This is a genomic window from Nocardia transvalensis NBRC 15921 (genome assembly GCF_000308875.1).
Classification (GTDB): domain Bacteria; phylum Actinomycetota; class Actinomycetes; order Mycobacteriales; family Mycobacteriaceae; genus Nocardia; species Nocardia transvalensis.
In genome coordinates this window covers 1-12,694 of sequence record NZ_BAGL01000121.1, presented here as the reverse complement: position 1 = coordinate 12,694, position 12,694 = coordinate 1, and the positions used below count along the sequence as shown (strand labels likewise).

General features: G+C 70.0%; 11 protein-coding genes and 1 pseudogene. 1 reads left to right on the top strand and 11 read right to left on the bottom strand.

Annotation, left to right across the window (positions count from 1 at the left end):
- Positions 1 to 7 precede the first annotated feature (7 nt).
- Genes ON41_RS32000 through ON41_RS31990 form a run of 3 tightly spaced genes read right to left on the bottom strand, consistent with a single transcriptional unit; the run spans position 8 to position 4,034 of the window.
- Positions 8 to 1,270, bottom strand: coding sequence for an aspartate aminotransferase family protein (locus ON41_RS32000; RefSeq protein WP_040751902.1), 1,263 nt, complete (start codon positions 1,268 to 1,270; stop codon positions 8 to 10).
- A gap of 4 nt (positions 1,271 to 1,274) precedes the next feature.
- Entirely contained in the window at positions 1,275 to 2,408 is a 1,134-nt protein-coding gene (locus ON41_RS31995) for an acyl-CoA dehydrogenase family protein (protein WP_040751901.1), read from the bottom strand.
- Positions 2,409 to 2,417: 9 nt separating this feature from the next.
- Complete coding sequence (locus ON41_RS31990) at positions 2,418 to 4,034, bottom strand: aldehyde dehydrogenase family protein (RefSeq protein ID WP_373281376.1); 1,617 nt, start codon at positions 4,032 to 4,034, stop codon at positions 2,418 to 2,420.
- A gap of 329 nt (positions 4,035 to 4,363) precedes the next feature.
- Between ON41_RS31990 and ON41_RS31985 the strand changes: the two genes are divergently transcribed.
- The gene (locus ON41_RS31985) at positions 4,364 to 5,020 is read left to right on the top strand and encodes an AfsR/SARP family transcriptional regulator (protein ID WP_169336529.1); all 657 of its coding nucleotides are present in this window, start codon (positions 4,364 to 4,366) and stop codon (positions 5,018 to 5,020) included.
- Between the two features lie 4 nt (positions 5,021 to 5,024).
- Here ON41_RS31985 and ON41_RS31980 read toward each other — a convergent pair whose 3' ends face one another.
- The 8 genes and pseudogenes from ON41_RS31980 to ON41_RS31945 all read right to left on the bottom strand — a co-directional run.
- Positions 5,025 to 7,328 (bottom strand): MMPL family transporter, encoded by a 2,304-nt coding sequence (locus ON41_RS31980; protein ID WP_246829641.1) that lies wholly within the window; start codon positions 7,326 to 7,328, stop codon positions 5,025 to 5,027.
- Between the two features lie 60 nt (positions 7,329 to 7,388).
- Positions 7,389 to 8,144 (bottom strand): HD domain-containing protein, encoded by a 756-nt coding sequence (locus ON41_RS31975; RefSeq protein WP_040751898.1) that lies wholly within the window; start codon positions 8,142 to 8,144, stop codon positions 7,389 to 7,391.
- Positions 8,145 to 8,159: 15 nt separating this feature from the next.
- Positions 8,160 to 9,167 (bottom strand): DUF2156 domain-containing protein, encoded by a 1,008-nt coding sequence (locus ON41_RS31970; RefSeq protein ID WP_051162953.1) that lies wholly within the window; start codon positions 9,165 to 9,167, stop codon positions 8,160 to 8,162.
- Positions 9,142 to 9,690, bottom strand: a complete 549-nt coding sequence (locus ON41_RS31965; RefSeq protein WP_157185695.1) for a hypothetical protein — start codon at positions 9,688 to 9,690, stop codon at positions 9,142 to 9,144. Before ON41_RS31965 ends, ON41_RS31970 begins: the two co-directional genes overlap by 26 nt.
- Positions 9,687 to 11,075, bottom strand: coding sequence for a DUF58 domain-containing protein (locus ON41_RS39450; protein WP_051162951.1), 1,389 nt, complete (start codon positions 11,073 to 11,075; stop codon positions 9,687 to 9,689). The genes ON41_RS31965 and ON41_RS39450 overlap by 4 nt, the downstream gene beginning before the upstream one ends.
- Positions 11,072 to 11,563, bottom strand: coding sequence for a hypothetical protein (locus ON41_RS41960; protein ID WP_051162949.1), 492 nt, complete (start codon positions 11,561 to 11,563; stop codon positions 11,072 to 11,074). The genes ON41_RS39450 and ON41_RS41960 overlap by 4 nt, the downstream gene beginning before the upstream one ends.
- Positions 11,560 to 12,474 (bottom strand): DUF4129 domain-containing protein, encoded by a 915-nt coding sequence (locus tag ON41_RS31950; RefSeq protein WP_040751896.1) that lies wholly within the window; start codon positions 12,472 to 12,474, stop codon positions 11,560 to 11,562. Before ON41_RS31950 ends, ON41_RS41960 begins: the two co-directional genes overlap by 4 nt.
- A pseudogene (locus tag ON41_RS31945) lies at positions 12,464 to 12,694 on the bottom strand (hypothetical protein); the annotation flags it as partial. The gene ON41_RS31950 and the pseudogene ON41_RS31945, both read right to left, overlap by 11 nt.

The following is a 12,694-nucleotide window of genomic DNA, read 5'->3' as shown; positions in this document are numbered from 1 at the left end:
GTTCCCTTCAGGCTTCGGGATAACGGAGAGCGGTAGAAATAACTGCGCGTTCGAACCGCTCCAGCAGAAACACGATCTCGGCGTCGTCCAGAACGGCGGGAGGCGTGAGCCGAATGACTCTCTCGGAATTGAGAGAATGGTTTGCGATGACGTTGTTGGCGACCAGATCCACCAGCAGATCGGCCGCCATGGCCGGATCGGTGAATTCGACGGCGATCAGCAGTCCGCGGCCACGGACCACGCAGCCCCCGGCCAGGTGCCGCCGCACGACGGCCTCCAGTTCCGGCAGCAGGCGCGCGCCCAGCCGCGCCGACCGCTCGACGAGCCCGTCCTCGGTGATGGCCCGCAACGCGCCGCACACCGCCGCGGCGGCGATCGGCGCGCCGGCGAAGGTGGAGGTGTGCAGGAACGGATCGCGGTCGAGGACCGCGTAGACCTCCTCGGAGGCCACCGCGGCCGACACCGGAACGACGCCGCCGCCCAGCGCTTTTCCGGTCAGCAGAATGTCGGGGAGCACATCCTCGCGCTGGAACGCCCACCAGTGTCCCGTCCGGCCGAGGCCGGTCTGGATCTCGTCGAGGATCAGCAGCGCCCCGTACTCCCGGCACAGCCGGCCGACCTGCGACAGGTAGCCGTCGGGCGGGATCACCACGCCCGCCTCGCCCTGCACGGGTTCGACGATCACGCACGCCCGGCGCGTGTGCTGGGCGAGCGCGGCGGTCAGTGCGGGCAGGTTGCCGTAGGGCACGTGGGTGACATCCGGCAGCAACGGCCGGAACGGATCCTGGAAGATGTCCTTGGCGGTCACCGACAGGGCGCCCAGGGTCTTGCCGTGGTACCCGCCGCGCATGGATATCAGGTGACGGCGGCCGTTCAGCCGGGCCAGTTTCACCGCGGTCTCGGTGGCCTCGGCGCCGGAGCCGGAGAAGTGGACCCGGGTCAGCGAGGCCGGCAGCACCGCCGTCAGTGCCTCCGCCGCCCGGGCGGCCACCGGTTCGAGAAACATCCGCGAGCCGACGGGATGGGTGTGCAACTGCCGCTCGACCGCCTCGACCACCAGCGGGTGCCGGGCGCCCATGATGAACACGCCGTAGCCCCCGGCATTCAGGTAGCGTCGCCCGTCGGACGAAACGACCCATGCCCCTTGGGATTCCACCTCGACCTGACCGCCCAGCAGCTCCCCCACCCGCGCGCGCCCGGCGCTCAGGTGGGTGCGGTAGGCCAGCGAGACCCGCTGCGGGGCGAGTTCGTCCTCGATCTCGATCGTCATGATGTCACTCGATTCGCAGCACGTCGCCGGACAGATTCGCGGCCAGGGCGGCACTCGTCGCCGACCGCGACGGCGGATGGAAGGCGGCGCACTGGCAGGCCGCGGCCAGATAGGCGACGTCGGGGTCGGTGATGAAGGCCATCCCGCCCAGCGCCTCGGTGGCCCGCACGACCACGTCCCGGATGGCGTCCACGGCCCCGTAGCGCGCGACGAGCGCCCGCGCCAGATCGTCGTTGCCGGTCCGCCCGGTGGCGATCGCCTGCGCGATGCCCTCCAGCAGCAGCGCCGCGGTCTCGAGCCGGATGCCCAGCTCCGCACGCTGCTCCACACTCGACCTCGGCCCCGAGAACACCCGCTCCACCAGCGCGCTGGCCATGCCGAGATAGCAAGCGGTGATGAGCATTTCGAACCAGATGAAGCCCGTGGTCTGCAAGTCGTCGAGTTCGCCGCGATCGCCCGCTCCCGCGGGGACCACGAGCCGCTCGTCGATGACGACGTCGGTCAGCCGCACCTCGTCGCTCTCGGCCCCGGTCAGCACGATGCTCGCCCAGAAGGGGTGCACGGACAGTCCGGGCGTCGACGCCGGGACCAGCACGACGGAGGTGGCGTCGCCGTCCGGGGTGGCCACCGAGACGCTGGCCGACAGCAGATCCATCGAGGCCGACATGCTGCACGGCTTCTTGGCGCCGTTGACGACGATGCCGCCGTCGCGGACGACGCCGCGCAGCGTCGGGGTGAGGATCCCGGCCCCCGGATCCCCCTCCGCGAAGCCCGACGCGACCAGCAGATTCTGCTCCGAAATCCCTTCCAGCAGCGCCCATTCCACGCCACTGGCGCGCAGGCTGGTGGCGAGGGCGAAGATCGTCGCCACCGAGAAGTGGTGCATCGTGGTCGCGACCGACAGCGACGGCGCGCAGGCTCCGATGGCCCGGGTCACCTGAAGCGCCTCCACCGGCGATACGCCCCGGCCCGCGTACTCGGCCGGGATCACCAGCGCCGGTCCGCCGAACTTCCGGAAGAGCTCGAGGCCGGAGTTCCCGGGCGCCTCGAGGTCGGACAGGGGAATACTCGCCAAGGCGGGATAGAGGCCGGGCACATGCCGCTCGCAGACCTCCCGCGCCTGTTCCAGACTCCGCATCACACGCTCCTATCGGTATCTCGGCGGGTTGCCGGGCGCGACCACCGAAACCCCTTGAAGATGGGTGGTCCGCAGGATCGGATAGTTGGCCTCGCCGAAGGCGCCACCGGTCAGACCGGTGCCACCGTGCGAGGGCAGCGGCGCGGAGACCGCGATGTGCGAGTCGTTCACCTTCAGCAGCCCGCCGTTGACGACGCCGTCGAGGTAGCGCTCGATCACGGCCTCGTCGGACGCCCACAGCGAATTCCGCAGCCCGTACCGGTTGGTGTTCACGAATTCGACGAATCGCTCCAGCAACCGGCCGTCGGCCTCCGGGGCGGGGACGACGATGGGCAGCAGCGGGAAGAACGTCTCGTCGCGCACCGCGTCCAGCGACCGCGCCCCGTCGAGGCCGTTCACCCGGATCACGGTGGGCTGCAGGAAATATCCGCTGTCACCGGGGGTGCCGTCCAGATGCATCCCGCCGCCGCCCGTGATCAGCTCGGCGCCCTTGTCCAGGGCGTCGGTCATGAACCGGTGGAATCTGTCGTGCCGCAGCACCGGGGAGAGCAGGACGTCGTCGCTGTCGGGGTAGCCCGGCCGCAATCGCTGGGCCTTCTCGGCCACTACGGCGATCAGCTCGTCGGCGACGGCCGGATGCACCAGCACCAGATTCGGGATCATGCACAGCTGGCCGGACCCCAGGAAGCTCTCCAGCAACGCGTCCGACGCGTGGTCCAGGTTCGCGTCCGACCACACGATCGCGATGTCGTTGCCGGCCAGCTCCAGGATCGGCTTCTTTCCCGCTGCGACACACCGCAGTTCGAACTCGAGTCCGTTGTCGACCCCGCCGAAATACATCACGTCGTCGACGAGCGGGCTGTCGAGCCAGGCCTGCAGGATCGGCCCCGGATCACCACAGATCACACCCACGGTCCCGGCGGGCGCGCCGACCGCGTCCAGCGCCGGCCCGAGGATCTCGTGAACCGCCCACATCGCGCCCAGCGGCACCGACCGCGGCACGCGGATCACCACCGCGTTGCCCGCCGCCGCGCTCAGTGCGGCGGCGAAGATCGAACTGGTCATCGGCGCGTTGGCCGGCGGGTTCACGCAGACCACGCCGTCGGGACGGCGCCGGACGATCTGCCGGCGGCCGCCGTTGCGGAACTCCTTGTGCAGTTCGCCGCGGAAGAACTCCTTCGACAGCGGCGAACAGACCTCGAGCCAGCACGCGATCTCCCAGCGCGCCAACTCGAGCGGATGACCCTCGTACGTCATCATCCGCTCGATCGTCTCGACGTTGTCGAGGATGATGTCACGCATCCGGTCCAGTAACCCGTCCACCCGGACCGTGAGCGGCGCGGTGCGCCACTCCTTCGCCGCGGCCGCCGCCGCCTCGAGCGAGCGGGCCACGGTCTCCTCGTCGGCCAGTGCCACCCGCCCGACGAACACCGCCGGATCGGCCGCGGACACCGGTAGCTCCCCGGCATCCAATGCGCGTTTGGCGGCCAAGGTGCTGAACGAGTCGTCCAGCACCGCCCGTGTTACGGGAACGTATACCCATCGGTCACTGTCCATTTCCTTGCCCGCGACATAACTACCGAAGGAAGGAATCGGACTTCCGGATCCAGCACTCGCCATACCCAACCAACCTCAGAAAGGCAACCCAATGACTTTGGGGGAGCTTCTTCGATCCGCCCGGAGTAGGAGAGTAATGACGTGCCGTGAAACGGCTCTGACGCCGGAGTAGAGTGTGTGTCAGTATCGCATCAGAACGGTTTCATGGTGAGGGTTCACACTTGACTGACAGTATTGACAAAAATACGTTCTATGTTAAGGGACATTGACGTCTCCGGTTCCCGGGAAGTCCTTTTTGGGGGGTTGAGGTGCAGGTGCAGGTCCAACTTCTGGGGCCACTCAGAGTTTTGATAGGCGATGCGGCTTGCAGTGTCGAAGGTCACAAACTCCGTAGTATCGTGGCCATTCTTTCGGCGCGGCAGGGGGATACGGTGGGAAGGGATGAGCTCATCGAGGAGCTCGAATTGCCGGAAACAACCAAGAATTCAACCAATGCGCTGCACGCACATATCACGAGATTGCGGCGCTGGTTGAAGACGCGGCAGGCGCCGGCGGATCTGATCGAGACCGTCGGATCGGCCGGCTATCGGATAAATCTCGACCGCGGACGGATCGACGCGTTTCGTTTCATCCGCGCGGTGGACCATGCGGTCACACTCGCGCCGCGGACACCGTTGGTGGTGTCGACGATCCTGCAGGATTCGATGGCGCTGTGGCGCGGCGAAGCGCTGCGGGACGTGGTGGACAGCCCGACCGTTCACAAACTGTCGGAGGAACTCTCAGCGGCCCGATCGCTCGCGCAGGAAACTCTCCTGACGGCCTGGACCGACCTCGGCAGTTACGACCGGGTCATCTTCAACGGGCGGAAGTTCATTTCCGAGAACCCGCTCAACGAACGGCTGTGGGAGACCCTGATCGACGCGCTCCGCAAAACCGGGCGCGACGCCGAGGCGGTGGCCTCCTACCACCGGCTCGAACGGATTCTCCACGAGGAACTCGGCGTCCGGCCCAGCCGGCGCCTGGTCCAGACCCTCGGCGACTCGTACTGCGCCTGACCGGCTAGTCATTGGCCACCAGTTCGGCATCGGCCGGGTGTTCGCCGCCCGGCCGGGGCGACGGTTCGCGCAGCGTCTCCTGCTCGGACAGCCCCCACCGCTCGTGCCAGCGCGCCAGCGGTCCCGGCGCCCACCAGTTGAGGCGGCCCATCAACCGCATCGCCGCGGGCACCAGCAACGGGCGGACGAGGAAGGCGTCCATGGCCACGCCGACGGTCAGCCCGATACCGAGACCGCGCATGAACGACACCTGCCCCGCACTCATCGCCAGGAATACGAAGATCATCACGGTGGCGGCCGCCGTCACGATCCGCCCGGTGCGGGCCAGGCCCAGGCCCACCGCGCGCTCGTTGTCGGCCGCCGTCCTCCCCGATTTCAGCCATTCCTCCCGGATCCGGGACAGTACGAAGACCTCGTAATCCATGGCGAGGGCGTAGGCGACGCAGGCCAGCAGGGGCGGGATGAACGCCGTGAAATATCCGGTGGCGGTGGTGCCCGCGGCCGCCAGGTGGCCGTCCTGAAATATCCACACCAGTACGCCGAACGCGGCGCCGAGCGAGAATACGTTCATGATCAGCGCCTTGATGGGCAGTATCAGGCTTCCCGTCATGAGGAAGATCAGGACGAACGTCATGACCGCGATGATCGCCAGCACGTACGGAGTATTGTCCGTGATGCCCCGGACATTGTCGATATTCCGCTGGGCCAGACCGCCGAACAATGTCCGCGCCGGAGGATCCACGGCCTTCAGTGCCGCCAGCTGATCCCGGCCCGCGTCCGAATAGGGATCGCGCGTGGTCGTCACACTCAGATATGCGGCGTCACCGCGCGCCGCGCTGTCGTACACCATCGGAGCGACGCGGGTGCCGCCCGCGAACACTCCGCCGGGCGAATTGACACCGACGACATCGGCGACCCGCGACAATGCGGCCGCATAGCCGTTCAGGCGATCCGGATCCACACCGGACGGCAACGCGATGTAGACCGTACCGGCGAAATTCTGCGCGAAATCGGTGCGGAGAATGTCGCCCGCCCGCCGTGCGGAGGCCGAGGTCGGCAGCACACGGTCGTCCGGATAACCGAGTTTCATCCCGGCGGCGGGCGCGCCCAGCGCGATCAGGAATGCGCCCAGCACCACGGTGACGGGGACCGCGCGGCGCATGGCGAATATCGCGACGCGATACCACCGATTGTCGGTGGACGTGTGTTCCGCCGGAGCCCGCCGGCCGAGCAGGCGAGCCAGGGGACGGCGAATATCCAGAGCATCGATACGGCTGCCCAGCACAACCAGCAGGGCCGGCGCGACCAGCAGTGACCCCGCCAGCGAGAATGCGACACTGACCACTCCGGCGTACGCCAGCGATCGCACCAGATATTGCGGAAAGACGGCCATCGCGGCGATCGTCAATGCCACGGTGAGCGCGGAATAGGTCACCGTGCGGCCCGCCGTGTTCATCGTGCGGATCAATGCCTCACGCGGTGGGCGTCCACCGGCGAGTTCCTCCCGGTAGCGATTCACGATGAACAGCGTGTAGTCGATGGCCAGGGCGAGACACAGGGCCGTGGCGAGATTGACCGCGAACACCGACACGCTGGCCACGTGGTTGATCAGGCTCAGCGCGGCCGCCGACGCCGCGATCGCCACCGCCGCCACCACGAGCGGCAGCGCGGCGGCCAGCGCGCTGCCGAAGATCCACACCAGCGCGACGAAGGTGAGCGGAAAGGCGATGGCCTCCATGAGGAACAGATCGTTCTTCGACTGATGGCCGCCCTCGCTGTAGGTGAGCGCCTGGCCGCCCGCCTCCACCGCGACCCCGTCGTGGTCGCCGATCAGCGGGGCCGCCACCTGCTCGGCCCGCTCGGTCGCCTCCCGATCGTTGCCCGCGATCCGCGCCGCGACCAGGGCGACATCACCGTCGGTGCCCCGGAACGACCCGTTCAGCGGCGCGGGCGCCGTCCAGTAGGACATCACGTTGCGGATGTGCGGGGAGGAACCGAGCGCGGCGGCGATGGCGTCGCCACGCTGCCGGGCGGCCGGGCTGTCGACCCCGGCGGGCGTGCGGACCGTGAACACGATCGTGTACCCGCCGGCGCCGAATTCCCGCTCGAGGGCCTGGTCGGCGCGGTCGGACTGCGAATCGGGGACGTCGTATCCCGCGGCCGGAAGCTGCAGGCTCGCCGGCAGGCCGTAGACGCCGGTCACCACCAGCACCGCGAACGCGCAGGCGAGCACGGCACGGGGCGCCCGCGACGCCAGCTCGGCGAATCTGGTCAGCAGTCTGATCCGGACCACGGCAACCCCCAACACGTCGAGTACCTAACACGATGCACTCACCGACTATCAGTCGGTAACTTTACTGAGCGTATGTCAGGAGGTCAACATCCGGTTCAGCGGGTTCGTCTGAACCGGAAAGCGCATCCCCTGCTTCCACATCACGGCCGCCCGCGAATCCGGCCGCTCCCGCGCCTCGCGACGCATGGCGGACAGGAACACCCCCGGGAATTCGGTGCGCGGATACCGCCGCAGGATCTGTTCGAGCGTCTCGCGCGGAAGATCGCCGCTGCGCACGCCGGCGACGTCCAGATGCGCACCGGCATGCAGCAGATACGCCTCGGCGCCGCGCTCGCGCGGTACCCGCACGTCCATGTGCAGCGCGATGGCCGCGGACACCGTCGCCGCGAAATCCGCGTCCGCGCCCCACTTTTCGAGCTGGGCGCGCGCGACGTCGCTCCCGTGCACCGCGAAACACGCGGCGTCGGCGGCCGGCGCGAACCTCTCGGTGAGGCCGATATCGTGCAGCAGGGCCGCGATGTACAGGAGTTCGGGGTCGTAGCGGCACCCGGCGAGTTGCGCGAAGACATCACCGAAATACCAGCAGCGCAAGGTATGTAGCAGCAGCGGCTCACCGTATGCCGCTTCGGCCAGCTCCACCGCCAGACGGCTCAGCCGGCTGTCCGGTGGCGCCTCGGCCAGGGTGACCGAGCGCCCGTGACCGCCTCTGCCCAGCCCCGCCCGCACCACACCGGGCAGGCCGGCGAGCTGTGCCGCGGCGGCCCGGCGAGCGAAGCCGAGCTTGTCCGCCCAGCCGAGCCGTCCCGCGGGGCGATTCCCGTTCTGCGACATGGTCCGTACTCCTCGTCAGATCGAATTGGTTATGCGCAACAGTTGCCAGATCGAACTCGGCCGGGGACCGCCGCCGAAGGCCAGGTACTCGGGCTCGATGACGTGCGGCGCCCATTTGAGTTTGAATGCCTGCTGGGTGCGGGCCGGGTAGAGGAACGCGCCCCGCTCCGACACCGTCCGCAGCACCCATCGCACCACGCCGCTGGCACCCTCGTGGTCGTCGGAACCCATGCCGGCGAAGGGAGTCAGACCGAGGTGCAGCCACTGCGCGCCCTCGTCCTTGAATTGGTTCAGCGCGGTGAAATTGATCAGCTCGACCGTTCCGACCGAGTCGCCGGGCGTGCGCCTGGTGAGGTCGTAGAGCCAGCCGGGGCGGGAGCCGTACGCCGGTGAGTAGGACACATACCCGGTGATACGGCCGTCGCGCTCGGCGACGAACAACCGGCGCGCGGCGGCGCCGCGGCCACCCCGCTGGCCCACCATGAAGTCGAGCTGCTTCACGTGCCATCCCTTGGCGCGCAACCACTGCCGGTCGATGGCGTCCAGTTCGTCCCGCCGCGAGTCGTCGGTGACCTCCGTGACGGTGGTGCCCTCGCGTTTCGCCCGCGAGATATTCTGCCGGACCTTGGCGAGCGGCTTGCCCTTGCTCGTGAACGCGCTCAGGTCGATCGAATACGAACAGCCGAACTGGTTCACCGAGAAGCCGCGGCGAACGAAGAGTTCGACGTCATCGGGCCGCACCTGCACGACGACGACGCGGCGACGCCGGACGACCTCACCCAGGAAGGCGTCCAGCAGGCGCTCGCGGTCACCGCGCGGCGCGAACGGCCCGCCGAGGACCAGGACCGACCGGCCGCGGGTGCGGTACGGCACCAAACCTGGAATACCTTCTGCCACATAGTGTTCGGTCTCGTCGTTGCACGCGATGAACCCGCTGGGGTGATCGGCGTTGGCCGCGACGGCGGCGACCACGCCGCCGCGCGGCTCCTGCCGTATCTCATCGGTTGTTCGATATGCCGACATGGCTGTCCTCCAGAACCGTTCGGTGTGCCGGGTCGTCATCAGCCTGATCGGAGCCCCTGACGTGGCGCTGACGTCCCGCTCGCCGACCCCCGTCGTACAGCGCGCGCAGCGACAGCACGATCCAGATCAGGCCCGCGACGGGCGCGAGGAGCGGCGCCCAGGGCACCGCGACCACCGCGGCGCACGCGCCCCAGGCCGCGAGTCCGTACCCGCCGGCGGTGGCGGCCCGGACGGACAGCTCGATCCGGTCGTCTCGGTGCGCGAGCCCCCGCGCACCCGCGAGATACGCGGTCGCCGCCAGCCCGGCGAGCGCCATCTCGCCCGCACTCGCGCCGAACCGTGCCATGGCCGCGGCCGCGAGGACGACGGCGACACCCGCGGGCCACAGAGAGCGCAGCCCCGCGAGAACGAGCACCGCCACCAGCAGCCGACCGGCGAGGGCGAGCGGTGCGCCGCCGTCCCAGGGGATCGCGGCGACGAGTATCGCCCCGGCGGCCACGGCGACCGTGCCCGGGCCGCTCATCGCCGAGACCCCGTGGCCCGCAGCGCATCCGCGAGCGCCGTCTCCGGCGGCCACGCGACGACTTCGACGCCGACAGCGCCCAGATCGCGGTGCACCCCCGTTCTCTCCAGCGACCACAGGCGCCGGACCAGCGGTTCGGCCGGCGTCCGGAACGGGTGCTCGAGGACATCGACGGCCACGACCCGGTGCCCGCGCCGCCGCAGATCCAGCAGTGCGGAGACGACGCCGGAATCCAGCAGTGCGGTCAGGGCGACGACCGTCGCGCCCGGCGGCACCGACCAGCGCGGCGGCACCGTGCCGTCGAAGGGGACCGCGGCCCGCTCGCCCGGATCGAGCAGGGTCGCGACCAGTCCGGTGAATTGGCGGCGATCCGAACTTACGGCCAGCCATCGCGGAGCTCGGCCCAGGCAGACGATCCCGACGCGATCCCCCGACCGCAGCGCCGCCTGCGCGATCTCGACGGCGCCGCGCACGACGCGGTCACGGGCGGGGGGTCCCGGATCGCCGCCCTCGTCGACCAGAACGACCACGTCCCGGGCGAGTTCGCCGTAACGGTCGGTCACGAACACGCTCCCGCGCCGCGCGCTCACCCGCCAATTGACCGCGCGGATCCGATCACCGGGCACGAACGGCCGGATATCGGCGAATTCCATGCCGGCCCCCGGCCGCGTCGAGCACTGCGAACCGATCCGCGCGAGCGAAGGGTTGTCGATCATGTCCGGGCCCGGCCCGCCCGTAACCGGGAATACTTGCAGGACAACGGGATACCGCACGGCAACGCCTCGCGTCAGTCCCGCCTCACCGATGGCCACCACCTCGACCGGAAGCGGATAGCGCCCCCACCTGTCGGCCGTCACCGTCACCGCGATGGACGCGCCCGGCCCGGCACCGTCGCCCCGGACCTCGGGGGCACCCCCGGAATACATGGCCGCGCCCGGCCCGGCACCCTCACCCCGGATCTCCGGGGCACCCCCGGAATACACGGCATCGACATCCCGCTCCGTCCCGGGCACGCCCCCGGAATCGGCGGCGACGATCGTCAGGCCGGGGACGGGCAGCGGGCGGCAGCGGATGAAGGCCCGGCCCGCGGTGACGACGGCGGACAGGTGGATGACGACCGGTTCGCCCTCCGCGCAGCGCACGACGTCGGCCCGGCCCGGGGCTTCCCGCGCGGCGACCACAGTGATCTCGGTGCGCGCCGTGCGGAGGGGGGCGGCGACGAATCCGATCAGCGGCGCGGCGAAGGCCAACAGTTCGGGCCGCGAGGAGCCGACGGCGAGCGCGGCGACCAGGCCCGCACAGGCGATCATCGCGATCGCGCGGGAGGAGGGCCGCCGGTCCAGGGCCACCGGTCCCGTATCCACCTGTACCGCACCGTCGTTCACAGCCGCTCCAGCCGCTCGAGGATCTCGAGGAAGACGCCCCCGCCCGGTCCGGGTTCGGTGGTACCCGCCGGGGCGACGGCCCCCGGGTCGACCCACGGCCACAGCCTCGCGCCGAAGAAGTCGCGACCGATCTCCGGCGCCGCGCCGCCACCCGTCTCGCGATGCCCGACGGCCAGCTGGAATTCCCGAGCCAGGATGGGCCGGACATGCCTGTCCCATTCCGCGCGCGACCCGTCGGCGTACTCCAGCAGTACCGTGGCGCGCGCCCGCCAGCGCAGGAACCGGTCCGGCTCGGGAGGGTCCGCCGCCGGATCCGATCCGTTCGCGAGGGGGCCGGGCCGGAACCGGCCGAGGGCCACCACGGTCAGCGTAAGAATTCCGGCCCCGGCGGCGGGCAGCAGCCGGCGCTCGAACACCAGTGCCGCCCCGTGTGTTCCGGCCAGCACCACGAGCAGCAGGATCGCCCTGCGATCGAATCCGGTCGTCATCGGCCCCGCTCCGGCAGTACGGCGCGCAGCAACGACTTCGCCTCCGACCGGTGTGCCTCGGTCATCGGGTGCGCGCTGAATCGGGCCTCGGAGAACAATCGGACCAGCCGTGTCGCGGGCTCGCGGGCGACGATCCCGCCGGTGACGGCGCGGGCGAGGATCTCGGTCGGGGTATCCGACGCGGTCGGCGCGATGACCGGAACCGCCGCCAGTTCCCGTTCCATCGTGTCGTAACACGCGATGATCGCACTGCGCGGATCGAGGTGTGGCACAGCCAATTCCGACAGTCCCTCCGTCGCCGCGCGCAGCACCGATTCGCGCACCGCCGCATCCGTTCCCGGCGCCGCCGGATGCGGCCTGCGGCGCACGGCCCGCACGAAGACGACCACCAGCGCCGCACCCACCACCGACACCATCGCGGCGACGGCGACCACCACGGGCCGATCCCCCCGGACGTCGCGGGTGCGAACCGTCCGCTCCGGCTGGGCGGCTGGCTCCTCCTCCGCCGGCGCCTGCTGGGTCTCGGACTGCGCGGGTGTGCCGTGCGGGGACGGGAAGATCCGGCCGACGGCGACCGGCGCCACGGCGACGACCAGCACGAGCACCGCGACGATCGACGCATCACGCCACCGCCGACGCCCTCGCCACGGCCACTTCACGCGCGTCTCGGACGTACCCGGCCCCGAGGCGCGGACGGGCGGCCGGCGCAGGAACGACACCGCCGCGACACCGACGACGAACAGCGCCACGATCGCGAGGCTCACCAGGGGAACCGTGCTCTGCGGCGAATCCGCCCCGGCCCGCGCGCCGGAACTCCCGGGCAGGGATCCGGCGACGCCGACGACCGACGCCAGCACGGCGACCAGTACCGGCAGCGTGTGCCGCAGGGCTCGCGCGCGGTCAGCGGCCATGCGACCGCACCAGACCGTTGGACTCCGGCCGCGCCGGTATCCGCGGGACCGGAACGCGATCGAGAATGTCCTGCACGACGCTCTCCCCGCGCACCCGCCGCACCCAGGTCTCGGCGCGCAGGGCGAGGCGATGCGACAGCACGGGGACCGCCAGCAGCTTGACGTCCTCGGGCAGCACGAAATCGCGCCCGTCGAGCAGGGCGTGCGCCCGCGCGAGTTG

What these genes read in the sequence shown, in the direction of transcription:
- ON41_RS31970 (WP_051162953.1), bottom strand. Translation starts at nt 9,167, where the DNA reads ATGTCGGCATATCGAACAACCGATGAGATACGGCAGGAGCCGCGCGGC.
- ON41_RS32000 (WP_040751902.1), bottom strand. Translation starts at nt 1,270, where the DNA reads ATGACGATCGAGATCGAGGACGAACTCGCCCCGCAGCGGGTCTCGCTG.
- ON41_RS31965 (WP_157185695.1), bottom strand. Translation starts at nt 9,690, where the DNA reads ATGAGCGGCCCGGGCACGGTCGCCGTGGCCGCCGGGGCGATACTCGTC.
- ON41_RS31975 (WP_040751898.1), bottom strand. Translation starts at nt 8,144, where the DNA reads ATGTCGCAGAACGGGAATCGCCCCGCGGGACGGCTCGGCTGGGCGGAC.
- ON41_RS41960 (WP_051162949.1), bottom strand. Translation starts at nt 11,563, where the DNA reads ATGACGACCGGATTCGATCGCAGGGCGATCCTGCTGCTCGTGGTGCTG.
- ON41_RS31950 (WP_040751896.1), bottom strand. Translation starts at nt 12,474, where the DNA reads ATGGCCGCTGACCGCGCGCGAGCCCTGCGGCACACGCTGCCGGTACTG.
- ON41_RS31995 (WP_040751901.1), bottom strand. Translation starts at nt 2,408, where the DNA reads ATGCGGAGTCTGGAACAGGCGCGGGAGGTCTGCGAGCGGCATGTGCCC.